21 protein-coding genes are annotated in these 23,026 nt (G+C 71.3%); 7 read left to right on the top strand and 14 right to left on the bottom strand.

Going from position 1 to position 23,026, the window contains the following annotated elements; translation table 11 throughout:
* Positions 1 to 87: 87 nt before the first annotated feature.
* Both AB0O76_RS11930 and AB0O76_RS11925 read right to left on the bottom strand, forming a co-directional pair.
* Positions 88 to 171 carry a putative leader peptide gene (locus AB0O76_RS11930; RefSeq protein WP_365488934.1) on the bottom strand — a complete coding sequence of 28 codons (84 nt, stop codon included), beginning with the start codon at positions 169 to 171 and terminating at the stop codon, positions 88 to 90.
* Between the two features lie 182 nt (positions 172 to 353).
* The gene (locus tag AB0O76_RS11925; protein ID WP_365488321.1) at positions 354 to 917 is read right to left on the bottom strand and encodes a GNAT family N-acetyltransferase; all 564 of its coding nucleotides are present in this window, start codon (positions 915 to 917) and stop codon (positions 354 to 356) included.
* 109 nt (positions 918 to 1,026) lie between these two features.
* Between AB0O76_RS11925 and AB0O76_RS11920 the strand changes: the two genes are divergently transcribed.
* Positions 1,027 to 2,052 (top strand): M36 family metallopeptidase, encoded by a 1,026-nt coding sequence (locus tag AB0O76_RS11920; RefSeq protein WP_365488318.1) that lies wholly within the window; start codon positions 1,027 to 1,029, stop codon positions 2,050 to 2,052.
* Between the two features lie 120 nt (positions 2,053 to 2,172).
* Here the strand turns inward: AB0O76_RS11920 and AB0O76_RS11915 are convergent, their stop codons facing one another.
* Together AB0O76_RS11915 and AB0O76_RS11910 are read right to left on the bottom strand one after the other, a co-directional pair.
* Entirely contained in the window at positions 2,173 to 3,465 is a 1,293-nt protein-coding gene (locus AB0O76_RS11915) for a GAF domain-containing protein (protein ID WP_365488315.1), read from the bottom strand.
* 243 nt (positions 3,466 to 3,708) lie between these two features.
* Positions 3,709 to 5,349, bottom strand: a complete 1,641-nt coding sequence (locus AB0O76_RS11910; protein WP_365488312.1) for an acyl-CoA dehydrogenase family protein — start codon at positions 5,347 to 5,349, stop codon at positions 3,709 to 3,711.
* A gap of 17 nt (positions 5,350 to 5,366) precedes the next feature.
* Here AB0O76_RS11910 and AB0O76_RS11905 point away from each other — a divergent pair, with 17 nt between their 5' ends.
* Positions 5,367 to 6,506: a YihY/virulence factor BrkB family protein gene (locus AB0O76_RS11905; RefSeq protein ID WP_365488309.1), complete on the top strand. Its 1,140-nt coding sequence runs from the start codon at positions 5,367 to 5,369 to the stop codon at positions 6,504 to 6,506.
* Positions 6,507 to 6,554: 48 nt separating this feature from the next.
* Here AB0O76_RS11905 and AB0O76_RS11900 read toward each other — a convergent pair whose 3' ends face one another.
* Positions 6,555 to 7,415, bottom strand: a complete 861-nt coding sequence (locus tag AB0O76_RS11900; RefSeq protein ID WP_365488306.1) for an NAD(P)H-binding protein — start codon at positions 7,413 to 7,415, stop codon at positions 6,555 to 6,557.
* An 80-nt stretch (positions 7,416 to 7,495) separates the two neighbouring features.
* Between AB0O76_RS11900 and AB0O76_RS11895 the strand changes: the two genes are divergently transcribed.
* Together AB0O76_RS11895 and AB0O76_RS11890 are read left to right on the top strand one after the other, a co-directional pair.
* Positions 7,496 to 8,434: an AraC family transcriptional regulator gene (locus AB0O76_RS11895; protein ID WP_365488303.1), complete on the top strand. Its 939-nt coding sequence runs from the start codon at positions 7,496 to 7,498 to the stop codon at positions 8,432 to 8,434.
* Between the two features lie 13 nt (positions 8,435 to 8,447).
* Positions 8,448 to 9,146, top strand: a complete 699-nt coding sequence (locus tag AB0O76_RS11890) for a DUF6597 domain-containing transcriptional factor (RefSeq protein ID WP_365488931.1) — start codon at positions 8,448 to 8,450, stop codon at positions 9,144 to 9,146.
* On the opposite strand, the gene AB0O76_RS11885 is transcribed toward AB0O76_RS11890, so the two are convergent.
* Entirely contained in the window at positions 9,129 to 9,530 is a 402-nt protein-coding gene (locus AB0O76_RS11885; protein ID WP_365488928.1) for a VOC family protein, read from the bottom strand. The two genes, AB0O76_RS11890 and AB0O76_RS11885, sit on opposite strands and share 18 nt — an antisense overlap.
* 150 nt (positions 9,531 to 9,680) lie before the next feature.
* Between AB0O76_RS11885 and AB0O76_RS11880 the strand changes: the two genes are divergently transcribed.
* Both AB0O76_RS11880 and AB0O76_RS11875 read left to right on the top strand, forming a co-directional pair.
* Positions 9,681 to 10,340 carry a DUF4389 domain-containing protein gene (locus tag AB0O76_RS11880; protein ID WP_365488301.1) on the top strand — a complete coding sequence of 220 codons (660 nt, stop codon included), beginning with the start codon at positions 9,681 to 9,683 and terminating at the stop codon, positions 10,338 to 10,340.
* 37 nt (positions 10,341 to 10,377) lie between these two features.
* Positions 10,378 to 10,812 (top strand): NUDIX hydrolase, encoded by a 435-nt coding sequence (locus AB0O76_RS11875; protein WP_365488298.1) that lies wholly within the window; start codon positions 10,378 to 10,380, stop codon positions 10,810 to 10,812.
* Between the two features lie 23 nt (positions 10,813 to 10,835).
* On the opposite strand, the gene AB0O76_RS11870 is transcribed toward AB0O76_RS11875, so the two are convergent.
* The 3 genes from AB0O76_RS11870 to AB0O76_RS11860 all read right to left on the bottom strand — a co-directional run bounded on the left by AB0O76_RS11870 (position 10,836) and on the right by AB0O76_RS11860 (position 15,976).
* A complete protein-coding gene (locus AB0O76_RS11870; RefSeq protein WP_365488295.1) occupies positions 10,836 to 11,597 on the bottom strand; it encodes a hypothetical protein in 762 nt (253 codons plus the stop codon).
* 38 nt (positions 11,598 to 11,635) lie between these two features.
* Positions 11,636 to 13,018, bottom strand: a complete 1,383-nt coding sequence (locus tag AB0O76_RS11865; RefSeq protein WP_365488292.1) for a hypothetical protein — start codon at positions 13,016 to 13,018, stop codon at positions 11,636 to 11,638.
* A 63-nt stretch (positions 13,019 to 13,081) separates the two neighbouring features.
* Positions 13,082 to 15,976, bottom strand: coding sequence for a glycoside hydrolase family 2 TIM barrel-domain containing protein (locus AB0O76_RS11860; protein ID WP_365488289.1), 2,895 nt, complete (start codon positions 15,974 to 15,976; stop codon positions 13,082 to 13,084).
* Between the two features lie 189 nt (positions 15,977 to 16,165).
* Here AB0O76_RS11860 and AB0O76_RS11855 point away from each other — a divergent pair, with 189 nt between their 5' ends.
* Positions 16,166 to 16,861, top strand: coding sequence for a pyridoxamine 5'-phosphate oxidase family protein (locus tag AB0O76_RS11855; RefSeq protein ID WP_365488286.1), 696 nt, complete (start codon positions 16,166 to 16,168; stop codon positions 16,859 to 16,861).
* Between the two features lie 11 nt (positions 16,862 to 16,872).
* Here the strand turns inward: AB0O76_RS11855 and AB0O76_RS11850 are convergent, their stop codons facing one another.
* The 5 genes from AB0O76_RS11850 to AB0O76_RS11830 form a co-directional block, all read right to left on the bottom strand.
* Entirely contained in the window at positions 16,873 to 18,141 is a 1,269-nt protein-coding gene (locus tag AB0O76_RS11850; RefSeq protein ID WP_365488283.1) for a hypothetical protein, read from the bottom strand.
* Complete coding sequence (locus tag AB0O76_RS11845; protein WP_365488280.1) at positions 18,129 to 19,340, bottom strand: hypothetical protein; 1,212 nt, start codon at positions 19,338 to 19,340, stop codon at positions 18,129 to 18,131. The genes AB0O76_RS11850 and AB0O76_RS11845 overlap by 13 nt, the downstream gene beginning before the upstream one ends.
* Before the next feature lie 74 nt (positions 19,341 to 19,414).
* Complete coding sequence (locus AB0O76_RS11840; protein WP_365488277.1) at positions 19,415 to 20,302, bottom strand: GAF domain-containing protein; 888 nt, start codon at positions 20,300 to 20,302, stop codon at positions 19,415 to 19,417.
* A gap of 25 nt (positions 20,303 to 20,327) precedes the next feature.
* A complete protein-coding gene (locus AB0O76_RS11835) occupies positions 20,328 to 22,229 on the bottom strand; it encodes a CheR family methyltransferase (protein WP_365488274.1) in 1,902 nt (633 codons plus the stop codon).
* Positions 22,229 to 22,828: a chemotaxis protein CheB gene (locus tag AB0O76_RS11830; RefSeq protein WP_365488271.1), complete on the bottom strand. Its 600-nt coding sequence runs from the start codon at positions 22,826 to 22,828 to the stop codon at positions 22,229 to 22,231. The genes AB0O76_RS11835 and AB0O76_RS11830 overlap by 1 nt, the downstream gene beginning before the upstream one ends.
* Positions 22,829 to 23,026 lie beyond the last annotated feature (198 nt).

The following is a 23,026-nucleotide window of genomic DNA, read 5'->3' as shown; positions in this document are numbered from 1 at the left end:
GCGGCTCTGACCTGCACACTTCGCGCTAGGGGCGCGGCGGTGCGCTAGGGGATGGTCAAGCAGGGGGAGTCGTCGGCGCTGGTGCTGTCAGCTCGCCGGACACATGGCGCTGGACATGCGGCCGAGATCGACGTGACGTCGACTCACCAAGGCAATTCCAGTGCGATCCATGGCGGAAGCGTGTCACGGGACTTTAGACCCAGTCCACCAGTGTCCGTAATCTGGACACTCTCGTCCCACTTCATGAGACGTCGTGACGTGGGTCACTTGCGACGCTCCACCGGCGGCACCATGAGGTGCCGATCCCCTTCGCGGTCCCTTCGGGCCCCGACGTGAAGCCCTCGTGGTCGGATTCAGGCCCCCGGCCAAGGCCCCGGCGCAGCCACATCCGGCTCCTGCTCCACCTTCGTGTCGAAAAGCTTGAAGCCGCGCCGCAGGTAGTTGTCCATCGCGTGCTCGCCGTCCTTGGAGCAGGTGTGCAGCCACACCCGCTTCGTCGGCGTGAGCTCCGGCCACCGCTCGGCCAGGTCCCAGGCGCGGCGGACGCCCTGCGAGAGCAGGTGGCCGCCGATCCGGCGGCCCCGGAAGGCGGGGATGAGACCGAAGTAGACGATCTCGACGACTCCGTCCTCCTGCGCGGCCAGTTCGACGTATCCGGCCGGCGTCCCCTTCTCGTACGCGACCCAGGTCTCGACGCCCGGCTTCCCGAGCTCCTCCTGCCACTGGGCGTAGGAGAGGGAGAGCCGGTCCGTCCAGCGGATGTCGCCGCCGACGGAGGCGTAGAGGAAGCGGCTGAACTCGGGGGAGGGGATCTCGGCCCTGACGATCCGCAGATCGTCGCCCTCGGGTGCGGCGGCGGGGAGCAGATCGGTGGGAGCGGTCTGCTCCAGGGACCACGTGGTGACAGTGATGCTCATGCGGGTCAGCGAATCATGAGCCGCGCACCCTGGCCAAAGGGGTCCGGGATGCGGGAAGATCCCGCAGCGCTCTGCCACCCCCCGCATTCTTCTAGCTGGAGGATGTCCCATGGCCCGCCGCACACCCCGCGGCCTGCTCGCCGCGGCCACCGTCACCGTGGCCCTCGCGACGCTTGCCGCACCCGCTTCGGCCTCGGCCGACCCGCAGGCCCGCGTTTTCATGGTCAACCCCGTCCAGTCGTCGGGGGACCAGACCCTCGTCGACGCCAAGGATTCCGCGAGCTCCGTACCCGAGAGCGCCTACGCAACCGCCGCCCTGCGCCATCTCGACGCGAGCGGCGGGCTCAACGGGAAGTGGGCGTACGTCAGATCGGACACCGGTGCCTCGGCCAAGATCGCGGACGTCGGAACGTACTCCCGCGACGACGACCAGTTCGAGCAGGTCATGGCGTACTTCTGGGTCAATGAGTCACAGGAGTATCTGCAGAGCCTCGGCTTCGGGACCGAGCTGCCGGGTGCCAACGACCGCGCCCAGCCCGTCCGCATCAATCAGTGGGGTGCGGACAACTCCTACTTCACCGACAAGAAGGCCGAGATCCGCTTCGGCAAGGGCGGCGTCGACGACGCCGAGGACGCGGAGGTCGTCATCCACGAGTACGGGCACGCCGTGCATCACGCACAGGTGCCCGGCTTCGGCACCTCCCTGGAGGCCGGGTCGATCGGCGAGGCCTGGGGCGACTATCTGGCGGTGTCGGTCGGCGCGTACGCGGATGCCAAGTACGGCTGGCCCGCGAAGGCGGACCTCGCCTGTGTCGCGGACTGGGACGCCGTCTCGTACTCCGACGCCCCGCACTGCCTGCGCCGGATCGACAGCGACAAGACGTACGCCGACCGGGAAGGCGAGGTGCACGCGGACGGTGAGATCTGGTCCCGCGCGCTCTTCGACATCCGCGGCGCGCTCGGTGCGCGTACCGCTGACCGGATCATTGTGAACGCCCAGTTCGGGTTTGCGCCCGACACGAGCTTTGAGGACGCGGCCGTGACGACGATTGCGACCGCGCAGAAGATGTATGGCAAGGGGGCGGCTGATGCCGTGCGTAAGGCCTTCCAGGCTCGGGAGATACCCGGGGTGTGAGCCCCGGTGCGTCCTGCCGCCGGTGGTCACCCCTGCCGGCGGCAGGTCGCCTTTCTGCGGCGCCATTGTGGCTGGTCGCGCAGTTCCCCGCGCCCCTTCGGGGCGCTCCCGATCCGCCCCTCAAGGCTCCGCCACCCCCCGCGCCCTCCGCACCGCGGGCGCCGTCGAGTGCGGAAGCAGGCTCGCCGTGTTGTCGGGCAGGAGCACCTCGACGTCCACGTCCTCCGGGAAGCGGTACGGGCGGTGGGCGAGGAGGCCGCCCAAGTAGCGGCGTACTCGGGAGAGTTCGGCGCGGACCGTCACCGTGCGGGCCGGGTCGCCGAACATGTCCTCGGCGAGGTCCGAAGCGCTGCGCCCCGTCGGGTGCGTACTGAGGAGGTAGAGCAACTCCGCGTGGCGCGGGCTCAGTTCGTGGGTCCAGTCGCCGGTGCCGCCGCCCTCGACGGTGACCGTCCAGCGGCGCGGACCGCTCACGTCGAGGATCACGCGGGTCGCGGCGAGCGGCTGGGGTTCCTCCTCGACGCGGACCAGCCAGCCGCCGGGCAGCGGCTCCACCGCGCAGGTGCCGAGCGAGGGCAGCCAGGTGTGCCCCGAGGCAAGGGACTTGGGCAGGGATATGCGGTCCATCGGCGGCATCCCCGTGACCGCGGCCGTCCAGCCGTCGGGGTCCACCGCGACGGCGCGCCCGTCGAGCCGGGCGAGGACCGGCGCCGCCACCGTCCGCAGCCGGTCGAGCGTCGTCAGATGGTTCTCCCGCAGCCGTGCCTCGGCGAGCTTGGCCACCGAGTCGACCAGGGCGAGCGTCGCCGGATGCATCGTGTTGAGCGGGCCGCTGACGTCGACGACGCCGATGAGCCGGCCGGAGCGGGGATCGGTGATGGGCGCGCCCGTGCACGTCCACGCGTGGTGGGTCTCCACGAAGTGCTCGGCGGAGAACACCTGCACGGGCCTGCGCACCACGAGCGGCGTACCTATGCCGTTGGTGCCGACGATGCTCTCGCCCCAGTCGGCGCCCAGTTCGAAGCCGAGCGAGTCGGCCTTGCGCAGCACCGTGGAGTTTCCCTCGCGCCACAGGACCCGGCCGTCGGCGTCACAGACGACCATGATGTGGTGCGCCACGTCAGCCACCGAGACGAGGGCGTTCCGCAGCAGCGGAAGGACCTCCAACAGGGGCGATGCGCGGCGCCGCTCCTCCAGCTCCTCGACGCTCAGGAGCCGGGACCTGAAGTCCCGGTCCGGGTCGACCCCGTCGTTCAGCATGCGCCCCCAGGACTCACCGATCACCGGACGCGGCAGCACGCGCGGCCGCTGCCCGCAGAGCGCGGCGTGGCGGACATTCGCGAGCAGCCGCGCGGCCTGCGTGCAGTCCATGGTGGAGATCCTCGCGAGATTGATCGTCGACGTCGCGGTCATCACTGAGTCCTTCCCGAACAGACCAGTGCGTCGGGGCCCGTACTCAATCGTGCCCCTTCGACGCCCGCAAGGGTATTAGTTCGGGAATAAACAATTCACTTGCAACCTCATGCAACCCTCGCGAACAGCCGTGCGGGAGTCGAGGCTTGGCCCAACGCCGTTCGCGCGGCGTTCACGCTCCTCAACGGGGCCTGAAAGCGGGGGTGGTGCCGTGTCGGCGCAGCACCACCCCCGTGACCTCGGTCAGTCCGTGATGCGAGGGGCGGCACGCTCCACCACGGCCGCCAGATCGAGCGTGTGCGGCAGCGTCCCGAACGCCGACCCCCAGTCCCCGCCGAGCCGCGACGCGCAGAACGCGTCGGCCACCTCCGGGGACGCGTACCGCACGAGCAGCGAGCCCTGCAGCACCGTCGCCATCCGCTCGGCGAGCCGCCGCGCCCGCGCCTCGGCGCCCTCCAGATCGGCCAGTTCGGTCAGCAGGCCCTTGATCGCGCCGTCCAGGCGGTAGTCGGCGCCGCGCGCGAGCCCGACCTCCTGGAGGAAGGCGTTCAGCGCCAGCGGCTCCCGTTGCAGCGCCCGCAGCACATCCAGTGCCTGTACGTTTCCCGAGCCCTCCCAGATCGAGTTGAGCGGCGACTCGCGAAGCAGCCGCGGCATCCCCGACTCCTCGACGTAGCCGTTGCCGCCGAGGACTTCGAGCGCCTCCACCGCGTGCGGCGTGCACCGCTTCGTCACCCAGTACTTCGCGGCCGGCACCGCGATCCGCAGGAACGCCCGCTCCTGCTCGCTCCCGTCGTCGTACGCCGCCGCGAGCCGCAGCGCGAGCGTCGTGGCCGCCTCCGACTCCAGGGCCAGATCCGCGAGGACGTTGCGCATCAGCGGCTTGTCGACGAGCTTGCCGCCGAAAGCCTCGCGGTACGTGGCGTGGTGCACGGCCTGTGCGACGGACTGCCGCATGATCGCCGCCGACCCGACGACACAGTCGAGCCGCGTCGCCGCCACCATCTCGATGATGGTGCGCACCCCGCGCCCTTCCTCACCGACCCGGCGCGCCCAGGTCCCGTCGAACTCGACCTCGCTCGACGCGTTCGACCTATTGCCCAGCTTGTCCTTGAGCCGCTGAATGGCAAAGGCGTTACGCGTTCCGTCCGCGAGCACACGCGGTACGAGAAAGCACGTGAGTCCCGCGTCGGTCTGCGCGAGCACGAGAAAACCGTCGGACATAGGAGCGGAACAGAACCACTTGTGCCCCGTCAGCTCATAGGTGCCTTCATCGGCAAGCGCCCGCGCCCGCGTCGTATTCGTCCGTACGTCGCTGCCGCCCTGTTTCTCGGTCATCCCCATGCCGAAGAGCACACCGGCCTTCTGGGACGCGGGCCGAAGACCTTCGTCGTACACGAGAGAAGTCAGCCGCGGCTCCCACTCGGCGGCGAGCGCGGGATCGGCCCGCAGCGCGGGCACTGCCGCGTGCGTCATCGACAGGGGGCAGCCGTGACCCGCCTCCACCTGCGTCCACACCAGAAATCCCGCCGCGCGCCGCAGATGCCCGCCGGGCCGCACCCAGGCGGTGGTGAGACCCGACGAGACGGCCTTTCCGAGCAGCCGGTGCCACGCGGGATGGAATGCGACTTCGTCGACGCGATGGCCGTATCGGTCATGGGTGTGCAGAACGGGCGGATTCTCATTGGCGAGGAACCCCCATTCCCGCGCCTGCGCGGAGCCCGCCGCGCGCCCGAGTTCGGAGAGTTGCTCATGCGCGGTACTGAGCAGCGCGGGGTCGAGGTGCCGTTCGATTCCCTCGACAAGTGCCCGGTCCGCCGTAAAGACGTCATATCCCACCAGGGGCGGAGCCTGGTTGGTCACGGTGTGGGTGGTGGCTGCCATGCCGCTACGGTAAGGAGGTGCACCAGGCAAAAGAAACACCCGGGCGGCCGTCGGGCCGCTGGACCCGGGCCCGCGCTCTCTACAGCAACGTCTCCAAGCGCAGGACCGCCTGGCTGCTGCTCAAAGACACGGTCAACTCGTGCGTGGAATACCGGATCCTGGGCCTTGCGGCCGAGGCGGCGTTCTTCACCCTCCTCTCCGTGCCGCCGCTGCTGCTCAGCCTGATCGGCCTGCTCGCGTACGTCGACCGGTGGACCGGCGCGAACACGATCGCCAGCGTGGAGAACAACATCCTGGAGGCGTCCCGCACGGTCCTGTCCGACAGGGGCGTCAGCCAGATCGCGCAGCCGATACTGGAGGACGTGATGCGGGTCGGCAGGCCCGACGTCATCTCCATCGGCTTCCTCTTCGCCCTGTGGTCGGGCTCGCGCGCGGTGAACGTCTTCATCGACACGATCACGGTCATGTACGGGTTGGACGGCGCACGCGGCATCGTCAAGACCCGTCTCCTTGCCTTCGGCCTGTTCATCGTGGCGCTGCTGATCGGCTCGGTGGCGCTGCCGCTGATGGTGGCGGGGCCCGACGCGGTGGTCCAACTGGTGCCGGGCTCCACGACGGTGGTGCAGATCGTGTACTGGCCGGTGGTGATACTCCTGTCGATCGTCTTCCTCACGACCCTCTACCACGTGTCCGTACCGGTGCGGTCGCCCTGGGTGGAGGACATGCCGGGCGCGCTGATCGCCCTTGGCATGTGGGTCCTCGGCAGCTTCCTGCTCCGCATCTATCTCACCAGCACGGTCGAAGGCCCCACGATCTACGGCTCGTTGGCGGCGCCGGTCGCGGTGCTGCTGTGGATCGGCGTCTCCGCGTTCGCGGTGCTTGTGGGCGCGGCCGTGAACGCGGCGATCGACCGGGTGTGGCCGTCCGTCGCCACGGCGGCGGCGCGGGCCGCGAACGAGCGGATCCGTGAGGCGCGGGCGGCGGAGGTGGTGGCCCGCGCGGCGGCCGCGCGGGAGGCCTCCCAGGACCCGGACGACCCGGACATGCCGTCCGAATTCCCCGAACGCTGGTCGAAGTTCCTCCCGCCGGACGATGTGTCGTCGCGGCTGCGGACGCATGCGAAGAAGAACGGGGGCGAGGAGGAGCCCCCGGAGTAGGGGGCTCTGCGGGGCAATCGGGTGGGGAGCGGGGTCTGGGGCGTAGCCTCACCGCTTCCAGACGCCCAGTTCCGCATGCTCCCGAGCGAAATCGGCGAAGTCACGAGGGGCCCGCCCCAGAATCCGCTGAACCCCCTCGGAGAGGTACGCGTTGCGGCCGTCGAGATTCGTCTCGAAGAGTTCGATCAGGAACTCCGCCTCCTCCGCCGGCACCCCGTACTCCGCGAGAGCACCCCCGTACTCCCGCGCGGAAACCGGCACATACCGAATCTCCCGCCCCGCAGCCGCCGATATCTCCGCCACCGCGTCCCGGAACGAAAGCAGCCGTCCCCCGGAGACCTCCACGACCTGCCCCGCGTACCGGTCGTCGGCCGCGCCGAGCACCGCCACCACCACATCCGCGATGTCCCGCGTGTCGATGAACGGCTCGAGCACCTCCCCGGCGGGGAACACCAGCTCCCCGGCCCGCATGCCGTCAAGCAGCGGACCCTCGCTGAGGTTCTGGGCGAACCAGCTGGCCCGTACGACCGTCCACTGCGCCCCGGACTCCCGCACCGCCCGCTCGGCCGGCTCCGCCTGGTCCTCGCCCCGTGCCGAGAGCAGCACGATCCGCCGTACGCCGAGCGCCACCGCCTGCCGGGCCAGCGCGCCCACCGCATCGCCCGCGCCGGGCGCCCCGACGTCCGGCTGGTACGCGAGGTACGCCGCGTCCGCGCCCCGCAGCGCCTCCTCCCACGTCGTGGGGTCGTACCAGTCGAAGCGCACCGCGCCCGACCGCGAAGCGGCCCGCACCGTGAACCCGGCCGCATCGGCGGCCTCCGCGACCCGGCGCCCGGTCTTGCCGGAAGCGCCCGTGACCAACACGGTCTTGTTCTGCGTCTGCTGTGTGTTCAGTGCGTTCTCTGTCATGACTTCAGTGAACTGCCGCGCGCCACAAGGAACCATCCGTCAGGGACTCACTCCCATACGCGTGCGTCTACGCTTCCGGTATGGACGTACTCGCAGGCTTGCTGGAGGGCCCGCGCGCGCGGGGAGCCTTCATGATCCGGGCGTGCTTCGAGCCGCCCTGGGCCGTCCGGATCGCGGACGAAGCGCCGCTCTCGGTGATGATCATGGTCCGCGGCAACGCCTGGATCGTGCCCGACGACGGGGCGGCGCCCCAGCTGATCCGTCCCGGCGACGTCGCGATCGCCCGCGGCCCCGACCACTACACCTGCGCCGACGACCCGGCGACGCGACCGCTCGCCGAGATCCAGCCGGGCGAGCGCTGCGTGCCGCTCGGCGGCCCCCCGTTCGGCCAGTACAAGGACCTCGGCCTGCGGGCCTGGGGTCAGTCGCTCGACAGCCCCGTCGAGATGCTGATCGGGACCTATCAGGCGCGCGGCGAGATCACCGGACGGCTCCTCGACGCGCTGCCCCCGTTGCTCGTGCTGCCCACCGACGTGTGGGACTGCCCGCTCACCCCGCTGCTCGCCGACGAGATCGCCAAGGACGAGCCGGGCCAGGACGTCGTCCTCGACCGGTTGCTCGACCTGCTGATGATCGCCTCGCTGCGTGCCTGGTTCTCGCGGCCGGAGGCGGCCGCGCCCGCCTGGTACAAGGCGATGAGCGACCCGGTCGTCGGACAGGCGATCCGGTTGCTCCAGGACGACCCCGCGCACCCGTGGACCATCGCCGCGCTCGCCGCGAAGGCGGGGGTCTCGCGGGCCGCGCTCGCCCGGCGGTTCACCGAGCTGGTGGGCGAGCCGCCGATGGCGTATCTGACGGGCTGGCGGCTCGCGCTCGCCGCCGATCTGCTGCGGGACGGCGAGCAGACGATCGCCGCGATCGCCCGCCGCGTCGGGTACGGCAGCGCGTTCGCGCTGTCCAGCGCCTTCAAGCGGGTGTACGGGGTCAGCCCCCAGGAACATCGGTCGCGGGCGGCGTAGCGTGTCGGGCATGGTGTACGCGGAGCGGGCGTCCCGCGTGGCCGGCGCGGTGCTGTGGACCCGCACCGGCGCCGGTGACGCCCGGAGCGTGCGGCCCGTCCTGCCCGACGGCTGCATGGATCTGCTCTGGTCCGGTGGCAGACTCCTGGTCGCGGGACCGGACACCCGCGCGTACCACCCGGGCCCGGAGTCGGCAGCCGACCGCTACGTCGGCATCCGCTTCTACCCCGGCACCGCCCCCGCCTTCCTCGGCGTCCCCGCGCACGAACTGCGCGACCGGCGCGTCGAGTTGACCGACCTGTTGCCGTCCGCCGAGGCGCGCAGGCTGACCGAGCGGATGGAAGCGGCCCCGGATCCGGTGGCAGCCCTGGATTCCCTCGCTCTGGAGCGCGCGGCCCGCGCGGAGCCGCAGGACCCGCTGATCACGTACGTCGTGAAGGCACTTGAGGCGGGGCGGAGCGTCGCGGCGACCGCTGCGGATGCGGGCGTCAACACCCGCCTCCTGCACCGGCGTTCACTGGCCGCGTTCGGCTACGGCCCCAAGACCCTCGGCAGGGTGCTGCGACTGCAGCGGGCCCTCGCCCTGGCCCGGGACGGAGTGCCGTACGCGGAGACGGCCACCGTCGCCGGCTTCGCCGACCAGGCTCATCTGGCCCGCGACGTAAAGGAGTTGACGGGGCTGCCCCTTGGCGAACTACTGCGCGGGCGCTAGGGGTGCGAAAAGGTCGACGCTGTTGCCGTCCGGGTCCAGGACAGTGGCGTACCGCTGCCCCCACTCCGCGTCGAACGGCTTGAGCTCACTGCGGTATCCCGCACAGGTCAGGTCCGCGTAGGCCGCGTCGACGCCCTCGGGTGTCTCGCAGTGGAAGGCGAGACCGATGCGGCCCGCGCTCTGCGGCGGCTCCCAGCCCTGGACGAACGAGCGGATGGTCTCCTCCGTGTCGAAGGCGATCCGCAGACCGCCCGGCAGCGCCGCCTCCACATGCGGTTGGCGGTCAGATCCGGCCGGGAAGTCGAGGCCGAGGCGGCGGTAGAATTCAAGAGCGGCGGCCATGTCCGAGACGACGAGGCCGACGAGATCGAAGCGGGGTGTGATGTTCGTGTTCATGCCTCGCAGCGTAGGCAGCGGCCCCGGCCCCGGTCTTGAAGGAAACGGACGCCGCGCCACTCCTTGCCGCCGCCCGCTCACGGTCGTACATGTGCAGAGAGAGAAGGCACGTACGGGCCGACACGGGAGATGACCGACATGTGCGCCATGCCCACGGCGACCGCACCCAGCAAGTACCCGCTCAGCCCTGTACGCCTGGAGGCCGATTTCGACCCCGCGCTGTCCCGCTGGCTCTGGCTGGTGAAGTGGCTGCTCGCGATACCGCACTACGTCGTGCTGTTCTTCCTCTGGATCGGATTCTTGCTGGTCACCGTGGTCGCGTTCTTCGCGGTTCTGATCACCGGCGGCTATCCACGGGCGCTGTTCGACTTCAACGTCGGTGTACTGCGCTGGAGTTGGCGCGTCGAGTACTACGCGTACGGATCGCTCGGCACCGACCGCTATCCGCCCTTCACGCTGCGGGACGTCGCCGACTATCCGGCCCACCTGGACATCGCGCACCCCGAGCACCTCTCCCGCGGCCTGGTCCTCGTCAAGAGCTGGCTGCTCGTCCTGCCCCAGCTCCTGGTGGCCGCACTGATGTCGGGCGGCTACCGCTTCAACGGCGGGCTCGCCGGGCTCCTCGCCTTCTACGCCGGCGTCTCGCTGCTCTTCACAGGCCGCTACCCGAGGGGCATGTACGACCTCAACATCGGTCTGCACCGCTGGGTCGCGCGCGTCATGGCGTACGGCCTGCTGCTCACGGACGTGTATCCGCCGTACCGCCTCGATCAGGGGGAGCGGGAGCCCCTCGGCTGACTGTCCCGGTCCGCGAATCCTCGCTACGGTGGGAGCCATGGACTTGCCGAGCGACAACCGACTGGCGGCTGCCGTCGTGGCCCACCGAGGCCGTGTGCTGCTCGTGCGGCGCAGTGAGACCGAGCGTTTCCTGCCGCGGGTGTGGGGCGTTCCCTGCGGGAAGCTCGATCCGGACGAGAGTCCGGGGGCGGGCGTGCTGCGGGAGCTCAAGGAGGAGACCGGGCTGCTCGGCGAGGTGCTGCGCAAGGTCGGCGAGTCGTCCTTCGTCAGCCGGTATCACGGGCACGAGGTGAAGAACTGGCAGGACAACTTCCTTGTCAGGCCGCTCACTTTCGACGTGTCCCTTCCGCTGCCCGATCAGGAGTACCGCTGGCTCGCGCCTGCCGACATCGGCACGGTCGAGATCGACGACTACAACCGGGACATCGTGGAGCAGGCGTTCAGCGCGACGGCGTTCAGCTCCTGGCGCTGACCTCCTACCGGCTGAGCTGACTCCTACCGGCTGATCAGACCCGCCAGCGACTCCAGTTCCGCCAGGTACTCCTTGACCTCCATCGGCCGTTTGGCGACCGCCTCCGCGCGGCCGCCCGAGTCGGCCTCGGCTTCGGTCTCGGTCTCGGCGAACACGTCCGTGTAGGTGCGCCGCCCCGACCCGGTCTCCAGGAACAGCGTCACCGTCGTCTCCGCCGACGCGCACCACGCGCGGTGCAGGGCGTACGACGGAAGGCCGTAGCTGCTGCCCGCCCCGTACTCCGCGTTCTGGGTGAGCCGCAGCAGTGCGGCGCCCGCAGGTTCGAGGAGCCAGTGGCCCTCCTCGTCGGAAAGGGACTCCCGGTACCAGGACGCCGCGAGCCCACCGCCGGTCGCGCTCTCGGCGCTCTTGACCGACTCGTACAGCTCCATGCCGAGGGTGCCCCGCACCACGTAGGAGGCAAGCGGGGAACGGTGGTTGTGGATGTCCTCGCGGCCCGTCGTACGGGTGCCCGGATGCCAGATGTGGGCGCGCAGCATGTGCCGGGGACCGCCGTCGACCAGGAGCAGCTTGTCGAAGCCGAGCACATGGCGGTACGAGAGGAGTGCGCAGCCCGAGGGGTCGCCGACGCCCGTCGCCAGCTCGCGCACCAGGGCAGGGAGCCGCTCGGGTGCGCCGAGCCGGGCGACGACCGTGCGGGCCGCCCGCACCAGGTCCTCCTCGGGCAGCCCTTCCAGGGCCCCTTCGAGCAGCCGCCGGGCCCCGTGCACATGCCGCCCACCCATGCGGTCACTCTCCCCCTGGTCGCGAGCGCGCCGGGGGATCACCTACCCGGCTGATACATCCATACGGCATGTGCCCGCAGCGCCGAAAGGCCTTGATAGGTCATCCACATCGGGCGGCCGAGATCGAACCCGTCCCAGTTCCAGATCCCGTCGTCCTGCTGCCGCCACACCGCGCCCACCGCTCCCGACAGGAGCGAACGCCAGGCCTCTTCGCGGCCCTCGTCGGCGGCGATCTCCCAGGCGTCCGGCGTGAGCAGCGCCCGCACCATCCAGGCGGCGGTGAAGTGCCGTACGGCAAGGACCTCTTGGCGCCAGGAGTCGACCGGGTGCGGGCGGCGCACCTCCTCCTGGGTGTTGCGCAGGTCGGCGCAGTCCTCGTGGTCCGGGGTCGGGCATGCGAGCAGCCAGCGGATGCCGTCCTCGCGGGCGGCGCGCGTGTTGCTGTCCTCGCCGAGCACCCGCGCCGCGCGGTCGAGCGCGACCACGGCCTGAGCGGTGTGCACAGAGGACGGGCGCGTGACGGGGGCGCGCAGGGCCGGGCCCCAGCAGCGCCGGTGCTCCCGCTGGGGATCGGTGATCGTCCGGTCGACCAGCTCGGCCCGAAGGCGCGTCAGGGCGGGCGAGTCGGGCGCCGCGCGCAGCAGTCCGCGCAGCATCGTCGTCACGACATGGGTCCTGCCGAGCCCCGACGGCTCCAGCTCCTCGGTGAAGCGCGCCGAGCACTGCGTCGCCTCCTCCGCGAGCCGCACCGGGTCCGCGCCCGCCCGCGCGAGCGCCCCGAGCACAAGGGCGGTCACCTCGGGGCGGGGTGTGGAGCCCTGTGAGCGGGCCGCCCAGCCGCCGTCCGCGAGGCGCAGCCGCCACAGCGTCTCGACGAGCTCCGATGTGCGCAACCGGCCGTCGGGCAGGCCCAGTTCGAGCGCGATGTGCAGTCCGTAGGCGGTGCCGGTCGGCGTGGGCCGCACCGGCCGGGTGGGCTCGTCGAGCGCGTGTGCCCAGCCGGTGAGGCGGCCGCGCTCCGGGTCGTCGAAGGTGGCGAGCTCGGCGGTGAGCGTCGCGTGGGTGGCCGCCATCAGCTGCGGCAGCGGTCCGGGGGCGGGTGCGACGGCGGCCGGGGTGCGGGGTTCAGGGACACGGATGGTGGCGTCCGCCCCGGCTCTGGCCCGGATCAGCGCCGCCGCGAGCCACGCGGCGACACTCGTACCGATGCCGCTGACCGCCGCGATTCCATAGCGGGCCGTGTCGCCGGATATCGCGTCCGGCAACACGCCCACCAGGGACTGGAACACCGCGTACCCCGCCGCCGCGCAGCCGAAGCCGCCCAGCCAGCCCACGAAACGGCTGGGGCGGGAGTCGTCCGGCGGGGGAGGAGGTGGGGCCGACGGCCGCAACGGGCCGCGGCCCAGCCGCGGTTGTGACAAGGGGTGCTCCCTCCCCCTCAAGGCGGCACGTGGTTCGTCGTTGACCCCCAGTCTAGTGCTGAGTCACACGGAAACCCCGGTGAAGGTGAACGTGAACTCCGCCGGAGCGGCGTGGAGTTCGTGCGGAGGCAGCACAGCGGGCCCGCAGGACTGCGAACCGATGCCCTGCTGGCCGTGGTCGAGATGGACCCACACCGTGTCGCCCGGGGAGAGATCCGTGCGGTGCCTGGCCGCGTCCAGTTGCTCGGTCGTCCAGCGCCGCGCCGTGAACCAGAACGCCGGATCGCCTTCGACGCGTACGCCGTCGCCGGCGAGGGCGGTGCGCAGCTCGGCCCAACGGACGTCCGCACGGGCGCCGTTCTCCTGCGGGTAGACGTACGGGGTCTGCATCCGGTCGACCGGCATGGAGTGCCGGCCGACGACGGAGGCCGCCGCCGTGTCCGGATACGCTTCGCCGGGTCCGCCGCCGAACCAGTGCGCGTACCCGTACGCGGCCGGAAGCCCGAGCCGGACACCGAGCCGGGGCAGCGGCACCGGCCACTCGCCCTCGGGCGCGACGGAGACCGTGATCCGCAACCGGGAGCCGTCGGACGTCCAGCGGTACACGGCGCGCAGGCCGATGTCGCGCGCGGCGGGCGCCACGCGGGTGCGGACGGTGAGCGCGTCGTCGGTCAACTCGACATCATCCAGGCGGTGTTGCATGCGATGCAGGCCCAGCTCGCGCCAGAGCACGCCGTTGCGCCGGTCGGACTGCCAGGACGCTCCGTTGTCGTTGTCGGTGGGGGCGCGCCAGACGTCCAGACGCGGGGCGGCCCGCAGCGGGATGCCGCCGAGGGTGCGCAGTTCGCCGGTGCGGGCGTCGAAGGTGCCGGGGCCCAGGGTGACGCGGCCGAGCGTGACGGGGCCGGTGTCGGGCGTGGGGCGTGCGCCGGTCGCGGCGCGGGTGGCGGGGCGCGGCACGACGGGGAAGTCGGCCCGCGCCACGACGTGATCGAGCCTCGTCCAGTTCGTCTCCACGGCGACCGCCGCCGTCACGTGCAGCCGCGTCTCGACGTCACGGGACTCCAACGGCACGTCCGGAAGCTTGAGTTCGACGGATTCACCCGCCGCGAGGTCCTTCGGCACGGCCAGTTCACCGCCCTCGTCGGCCGTGTCGCCGTCGCTCACGTACGTCCACTCGAAGTCCAGGTGGGAGAGGTCGGCGAAGTCGTGCAGATTGGTGATCCGGACCGTCCCCGCCGCCCCGTCGTACGCGAAACGCACCGGCTGGATGACCGCCTTGTAGTCCGTCAGGCCCGGCGACGGCACCCGGTCGGGGAAGAGCAGTCCGTCGCAGACGAAGTTCCCGTCGTGCAGCTCCTCGCCGAAGTCGCCGCCGTAGGTGAAGCCGAACTCCGCGTGTGCGATGCCGTGGTCGATCCACTCCCAGATGAAGCCGCCCTGGTTGCGCTCGTGCGCCTCGAAGAGCTTCTGGTACTCGCTCAGGCCGCCCGGGCCGTTGCCCATCGCGTGCCCGTACTCGCAGAGGATGAAGGGCAGTTGGCGGCGCGATGCGGGGCCGTCGTCGTCCTCCCTGCGGCCGATCCGCTCGACCTCGGCGTGATCGGCGTACATGCGCGAGTACATGTCGGTGTCCGCGCAGGAACGGTCGCCCTCGTAGTGGATGAGGCGGTCGGAGTCCCGCTCGCGGATCCAGCGGGCCATCGCGGTCAGGCCGCGGCCCGTGCCGCACTCGTTGCCGAGGGACCAGATGATCACCGAGGCGTGGTTCTTGTCGCGCTCGACCATGCGGGCCGCGCGGTCCAGGAGGGCGGGCGTCCAGCGTTCGTCGTCGACGGGATTGGCGCGCCAGTCCTGGAAGGTGAAGCCGTGGGTCTCCAGATCGCACTCGTCGATGACCCACAGGCCAAGATCGTCGCAGAGGTCGAGGAACGCCGGGTGCGGCGGATAGTGGCTGGTGCGGACCGCGTTGATGTTGTGCTGCTTCATCAGGCGGATGTCGGCGCGCATCGTGGCGAGGTCGAGGGTGCGGCCCGTCTCCGGGTGGAACTCGTGCCGGTTCACGCCCCGGAACAGGATGCGGCGGCCGTTGACCTTGATGACACCGCCCTCGACGGCGACCGTGCGGAAGCCGATCCGCAGCGGGATCCGCTCGCCCGCCGTGGCGAGCACACCGTCGTACAGACGGGGCGTCTCGGCCGTCCACGGCTCGACGGCCACCGTCACCGCGTCGCCGGTCGCGACGTCGATGCCCAGCTCGGGCACGGTGACCCGCCCCGCCACGTCGGAAGCGACCCGCAGCGTTCCCGTCCCCGCGCGATGGTCGTACGAGGCATGCGTGAAGAAGTCGAGCGCGCAGCCCTCGGGGCGGTGCAGGAGGGTAACGTCGCGGAAGATGCCCGGCAGCCACCACTGGTCCTGGTCCTCCAGATACGAACCGGACGACCACTGGTGGACACGGACCGCGAGGACGTTGCCCTCGCGGCGCAGCAGATGCCCCACGGCGAACTCGTGCGGAAGGCGGGACCCCTTGAACTCGCCGAGGTCCGTGCCGTTCAGCCAGACACGGGCGCAGGACTCGACCCCGTCGAACCGCAGCACGTTCCCGCCGTCCGCGGGCCAGTCGCCCGGCAGGTCGAAGACGCGCAGGTGGTCGCCGGTGGGGTTCTCGGTCGGTACGCGGGGCGGGTCGACCGGGAAGGGATAATTCACGTTGGTGTAGGCGGGCGCGCCGTGGCCCTGGAGCGCCCAGGTGCCGGGCACCGCGATGTCGGCCCAGGAGGCGGCGTCGTACCCGTCGGATGCGAAGGAGTCGTCGGCGGATCCTGCGGTGGCGGAGAGGCGGAAGCGCCAACTGCCGTTCAGGGAGAGGGCGGCGGCGTCCGACCGCGCGTACCAGGCGCGGGGCGGGAGGCAGCCGGAACCGGGGGATACGTCCTCGTAATAGGGGAGATCCATGGTTTCCATCAGACAGCGGGGATGCGGGGCCTCACAACACTCGGGCGGCGGGGGTTGTTGGATTCTCGGCGAGCGAGTTGGACGAATAACGCACTGGGTGCGGATTTCGTTGAATGAGGCGCATCACTCAGTGGAAAGCATCTTAGGTATGGCGCTCTGGTTGCGATATCGGTAATCTCCCCGGGTGTGATGACCAGCCAGCCCTACCCGTCCGCGACACTGCCCGCCCAACTGCCGCAGACCGGCCGCACCCGCCACAGCAGGCTGCGTGAGCAGGGCGGCCTGGAGCGCGCGGAGCTCGAAGCGATCCTCGACGCGGGATTCGTCTGCCACCTGGGCGTCGTCGTCGACGGCCATCCCATGGTGGTCCCGACCGTCTACGGCCGCGACGACACCCACCTGTATCTGCACGGCTCGGTCGCAAGCCGCAGCCTGGCCGCCGACCCGGACGCCGAGATCTGTGTGACCGTGACCCATGTCGACGGTCTGATCCTGGCCCGCTCCGTCTTCGAGCACGGCGTGAACTACCGCAGCGCGATGATCTACGGCGTACCGCGCAAGGTCACAGAACCGGAGCGGAAGCTGCGGGGCCTGCGGCTGCTCACCGAGCACGCGACGCCCGGCCAGTGGGACTATGCGCGGCGCCCGAGCCGCAAGGAACTGGCCGCGACGACCCTGCTCGCGCTCTCGCTGGAGGAGGCGTCCGTCAAGACGAGCGTGGGCCCTCCGGACGACGGCGAGGGACCGGACGCCGCGCTCGGCGTCTGGGCCGGAAACCTTCCCCTGACGGCCAGTTGGGGCACCCCGGTGCCGGATCCGGCGCTCGCCCCGGGCGTCGGGGTCCCGCCGCACATCGCGGAGCGCGGTGGGACCCGGCAGGGCTGACGGAGGTCAGCTCACGGCTGCACGGGGGCCTTGCAGCCGTGCGCCTTCGCCGATTTCTCGGCGAACGCCTTCAGGGCGGCGCGCTCGTAGGCACGGTCGGCGGCGGTGGGCCTGTCCCGCTTGTCGCTCGCGTACGACGGGGATCCAGAACCCGGCGGCTCGATCGTGAACAGGGCGCGCTCGCCGCCCTTCGCGCACTCCGCGCTCGCCCAGTACCCGCCGAACACGAGGGGTCCGGCCGGGGCCACGCCCAGCATGCGGTCGCGCTCGATGTAGTCGTAGCGTTCCAGGTAGCCGTACCGCTCGTCCTGCGCGTACGGGCCGTAGCGGGCGGTCAGCCGGTAGCGGCCCTCGACGTCCGACGCGGCACCGGCCACCGGGCGCCCTTGCCCGTCCACGGACCCGGCGCCGACGACGCACATCTCGACGGGCGTCCCGCGCCGCGCGCCCTCCCAGGCCCGCGAGACCGCGAAGCCACGCCCCGGAACGCCCTCGCAGGACGCGGTGGCCTCCGCAAGCGGCACGCTCTCGTCCTCGTTCACGTCCAGCGGCGCCGTACGCGGACGCTTGCCCAGGTCGGCCTCGCAGCCCCAGTGGGCGGAGGCATTGGCGGCCGTGGCGGTGACCATCCGGGCGAACGCGGTACGCGTCGCCGGGTCCTCGGCGGTCCTCCCCTCGTCCTCGGCGACGACCGTCACGAGCAGCCCGCCGCGGCCGCGTGCGCAGTCGAGCAGGACCGAGGTGCGGGCACCGGCACCGGAGCTGCCGTCGCCGGCGGCGAAGGTGCTGTTCCACCCCTGGCCGAGCGCGGCAGGCGGCAGCACACCGCCCACGTCCGGATACACCCCGCCGTCCTGGCCGAGGAAGTCCTCGCGCCGCTGCTGCCGCGCGGCGGGGCTTTCGTCGTCCCCATCCCGCCGCTCCGGCACCGCGCGCACACTGACCTCCAGCGATCCGTGCCGCGTGGGCTTGCCCGTGCCCTCTTCGACCTGGCGCAGCAGCGAGCACTCCACCCGCAGCGAGGCGTCGGCCAGTTCGCCCTCCGTGCGGTTGTCGGCGTCGGTGCCGTCATCGAACGGTCCTTCGCCGAGGACGTCACGCACCTCGGCGGAGGGCAGCACACCGTCGCAGGCCCCGTCGATCTGCCGCTGCGCCGCCCACCGGTCGTAGCCCCCGCCGAACCAGAACCACCCGCCCGCAAGCAGCGCGAGGGCGAGCACCGCCCCGGCCGCCGCGGTCAGCTTCCGTCCCGCGCCGGACCGCCAGGTCAGCCCTGCCACTCCTCCACCTCTCCCATGATCTCGGTGTTCCGGCAGTGCGAACGCCGCGGCCAGCCGTCTGCTGCCGCCAGATAGCGGTCGAGCACGGCACGCGCCTGGGCGGAGATCCGCCGCCGGTCCTTCTTGTCGAGGACGACCGTGTCCTCGTACTGGAAGTCGAAGGCGGGCACCACCGAGATGCGGTGGTACGTCGGCCCGGCATCGCACGCCGACCGCGCCCAGAGCGCGAGCTGGGGTTCGTCGCCCGACGACTCGATCCTCAACTGCCCGTCGTCGTCGGGCTTGTGGGTGCTGTCGTTACCGCCCGGAACGTCACCGGAGTCTCCATGACGCTCGTACGCGCCCGCCCCGACGACCCCCGACCAGCTCTCCGCGCTCGCCGCCTTGACCTTCCGCTCCTCGGCCCGGCCCGCGGTGTCGTCCCACTCGCCGGCACAGGAGCCCGCCCGCTCGCTGTACGTCGTGTCGTTGCCGTCGAACTGCCAGCTGCCCGGCGTGAACTTCAGCGCCTTGGGCGAGAACCAGTCGCAGAGCGCGGAGCCGTCGGTGCTCCTGCCCGCCTTCAGCGGCTGCCCGCCACAACCCTGCTCGCGGCTCACCCAGTCGGCGGCGCGCACCGCCGTACGGGACACGAGGAGCCGATCGCTCTTCGGTACGTCGATGGAGTCCTCGTCCGACGAGGGCACCTCCACGGACACCAGCAGGTCCTTCGACGGCCTGACCCGCCCGGTGAGCCCCTTCGGGCAGGATGCCAGGAGGGTCGCCGACACCTGCTCGGGGCCGATCCCCTCCGAGCCGCTCGCGCCGCCGAGCGCGCTGCTCGGCAGCGGCAGCGCGAAGCCGCCGCCGGGCGCATCGACGGGGCCGAGCACGGCCTGGGCCCGCACCCGGACCACCGGCTCCTCCTCGCCCCACCGCACGGTGCAGTCGAGCAGCGCCCGGCTCTGCTGCCCCGGCCGCAGCATCGTGCCGTACTCGCGCAGCTCGCCCGCCGTGTCGTCCGGCATGAGGTGGCCCACCCCTTCGGGCAGCAGGCCCGCGCACGCCTCCGTCAACTGCTCCTTGTCGGCGGCCAGTTGCTCGCTGTGCTCCACGGACCGTGACACCGCGATCCCGGTGCCCGCCGCCGCGACGGCGAATACCGCCACCCCGGCGACAAGCAGTCGCGTACGCCTGCTGACGCCACGCAGCTTGGACATGGCGCTCCCCCTCCCCGTTCACAAGATCAGGGAGGCGACGCTACCAACCGGGCGAGCGCGCCACGGGGCAAGGGCTAGCGGAGCTTCAGTTCGCCGGACAGGAAGCGGTGCGCCACCGACTCGGGGGACTCGCCGAGGGCGAACGCCCGTGCCTTGATGAGTGCGAGGGCGTCACCGATCGAGCCGCCCGTCTGCTCGGACAGGGCGCCCGCCGCCTGGTGCACCGCGGCCCGGATGTCGGCGCCGCCGTACAGGCCGGGATCCGCGTCGGGGCCGAGGAGCACGCCCGCCGTCAGGGCGCCCGCGACCCCGTCGAAGACCTCCGACCTGGCGAGGTCCTGCGGGGGATCGAAGACGGTCAGCGTGCCGATGCAGCCCTCCGCCACCTGCAGCGGAAGCGCGGCGACCGCGCTCAGGCCGAGGGCGGCGAGACCGGAGCCGTAAGCGGGCCAGCGCTCCTCGATGGCGCCGCCCGACACATACACCTTGCGGCGGGCGCGGGCCGCGTCGCGTCCGGGGCCCGCGGTCAGGACGTACTCGAGATCCTGGGCGCCGCGCGACGGCCGGTCCGACGCGGCGACCGCGAGCTGGCTCAGATCGGCGCCGACCAGGGTGAGCGCGGCACTGCGGGTCCCGCAGGCCTCCGCGACCCCGGCCATGAACAAGGGGCGGCCGACGCTCTTGGTCCCCGGCCGGCCGGGGCCGTGGCCGTTCGACCACTCCCGCACCCGGCGGGCGTAGGACTCCTGGAGGCGGGCCGCGGTCAGATGCCGCTCCGCGACCGCGCGGTGCCGTTCGGCCATCGTCGAGTGGAACATCCGGCCGGTCTCCGCGAAGCGCCGCTCATGGCGTTCGGCGTTCGCCGTCTCGCGCGCCGCGCGGTCGACCGCCCGGACGGCACGCCGCCAGGCGGCTTCGGCCTGGCCCTCCGAGGATGGCGAACTGCCTCCCATGGCCTTCATGTTCACCAGAATACGACTCGCTGGGTCAGCCGCCGCCCGCCTCGGAATCGTCTTCCATGAGGAGAACGACGCCCCCCTTGTGCCCGTCGAACGGGGAACAGTTCACCGAGCAGTCGATGCTCCGGCCGATGCGGTTCACGGCGGGGATGACGACCGGGCCCGACCGCTTCCCCGACCTGATGCACTCCTGGACGATCCGGCGCAGGGCGTCGGTGGGCAGCCCGAAGTCCAGCGCGAAGAACTCCTCGTCGAGGACCTCGTCGGCCCGCAGCCCCCACAGGTCGATCGCGCCGCGGTTCCAGCTCCTGACCCGCATGTCGGCGGAGAGGACCACCACGCCCGCCGCGATGCTGCTGACCACGCCTTCGAGGAAGGCGCGGGCCTCGTCCAGATCCGTGGAGCGCAGCCGCATCTCGTCGTTCATCGTCTCCAGCTCCTCGTTCGTCGACTGGAGTTCTTCGTTGGTGGTCTCCAGCTCCTCGTTCGTCGACTGGAGTTCCTCGTTGGTGGTCTCCAACTCTTCGTTGGTGGACTGGAGTTCCTCGTACGCGGTCTCCAGGTCCTCACGCACCCGCTTGACCTCCGCCTTGAGCTGTGTCGCCAGCGTGACGTCCGTGAACGTGACGTTGGTGGCGACCGGCAGCCCCTGGCCCCCGGAGATGGGCTGGATGACGATGTCGAAGTACTGCACCTCGCTGCCCAGGCGCCGCTCCGCGCCGTTCACCCGCAGCGTCCGGCGCTCATGGGTGGCCTGGTCGATCAGGGAACGCAGCTCGGTGGGCCGGTAGGACAGCTCCAGGTCCTGGAAGGGGCGGCCGATGTCATGGGCCGTGAGACCGAACTGTGCCCGGGCCTCATTGTTGATCACGACGACGACGCCGTCCTCGTCCAGGGCGACGGCGGCACCCGGAGCGGCGTCGAGGATCAGGTCGCGCAGCTGGCGCGTGCGCGACACGGCGTGCGTCTCGGCGCCGATGCCGGGTCTCATCTTCATGGGGATCGCGGGGTACGGCGTGGCGCTGCCGCCGGGCCTGCGCCGGAAGATGCGCTGGCGGATGCTGAGCGCCTCGAACCGCTCGCCGTCGCTCAGCAGCATCTCGGCCTTGCCGAGGAAGAGATAGCGGCCCTCGCGCAGCGCGAAGTGGAAGCGGTCGACGATCTGGTTCTGCGCCTCGACGTTGAAGTACATCAGGGTGTTGCGGCAGACGAGCAGGTCGAGGCGGGAGATCGGGGCGTCCCGGGTGATGTCGTGCCGGCCGAAGATCACCCGGCGCCGCAGGTCGGGCCGGAAGACGTAGCGGTTGTCGTGCCGCTCGAAGTACTTGTCGCGCAGCTCGGGGGAGAGCGATTCGAGGTTCTTCGCCGGGTACTGGCCCGAACGGGCGTCGCGCAGCGCCTCCTCGTCGATGTCCGTGGCGTAGATCTTGACGCGGTTCAGGCTCTCCTCGATGCCGAGCGCCTCGGCGAACATGATGGCGAGCGAGTACGCCTCCTCACCGCTGGAGCAGCCCGCGCTCCACACCCGGATCTCCTCGTCGGGCTCCAGATCGGCGATCAGCCGGGGCACCACCTCACGCCGCAGGAGCTCCCAGGCTTCCGGGTCGCGGAACACCGACGTGACGTTGATCAGGATCGTGTTGAAGAGCGTGCGGAACTCGACGGTGTCGGTCTCCAGGAGATCGCGGTAGTCCGCGTAGTCCCGCACGCCGACGTCGTCCATCCGCTTGCGGATGCGGCGGCCCAGGGTGGACCGCTTGTAGCCGGTGAAGTCGAAGCCACGGGCGTCGCGGATGAAGCGGAGCAGGTCCTCAAGGCCCTGGTCGACGTCGGGTTCGGGCGCGGATCCGCGCTTGCCCCCGGTCTCCTGCTCGGCACCGGTGCTCTGCTCGGGCGCCGGCCCGCTCCCGGCGCCGGACGACTTGCTCATCACTGCCTCTTGCTCTCGACGAGTCCACGGACGGCCGCGGCGATTTCCTCTAGACGGAGTACGAAGTCGACGGCCCCCGTGCCGACCGCCGCCGACGGCATGCCGGCGAACTGCGCGGTCTCCGGGTCCTCGGCGATCACGGTGCCGCCGCGCGACTTGACCGCCTCCACGCCCATCGCGCCGTCCACACCGGTGCCGGTCAGCACACAGGCGATGGCCCGCGATCCGTACGCGCCGGCCACCGACTCGAAGAGCAGGTCGGCGGAGGGACGCACGAAGTGCACGAGTTCGCTGTCCGACAGGCTGAGGATGCCCTCGGGGCCCACGAGGAGGTGCCGGTCCGGCGGTGCCAGGTAGACCGTGCCCGGGCGGATGCGCTCGTGGTCCTCCGCCAGCTTGACGCCGAGTTCCGTACGCCGGGCGAGTACCTCCGCGAGCAGCGTCCGGTGGCGGGGGTCGAGGTGCTGGACCACGAGCACCGGCACCGGCAGATCGGCGCCGAGGGCGCCGAGGAGCGCGCCGAGACCCTGAATGCCTCCGGCGGACGACGCGACAGCCACGACCGAGTACTGCCCCGATGTGTGCTGTTCGGACGTCATATTCCGAGCCTAGCCGCTGCGGGTCGTACCGGTGGGGCAGCACGGGGCGGCGGGGACCCTTGTCGCTGCCCGGGCCATCTGCTTGACTCCGCCCGCCGGAACGCCGGAACGCCGGAACGCCGGAACGCCGGAACGCCGGAACGCCGGAACGCCGGAACGCCGGAACGCCGGAACGCCGGAACGCCGGAACGCCGGACG

The organism is Streptomyces sp. NPDC086554, assembly GCF_040686095.1.
Classification (GTDB): domain Bacteria; phylum Actinomycetota; class Actinomycetes; order Streptomycetales; family Streptomycetaceae; genus Streptomyces.
Note: the sequence above shows the minus strand (reverse complement) of the source record. Positions and strands in the feature narration are given on the sequence as shown.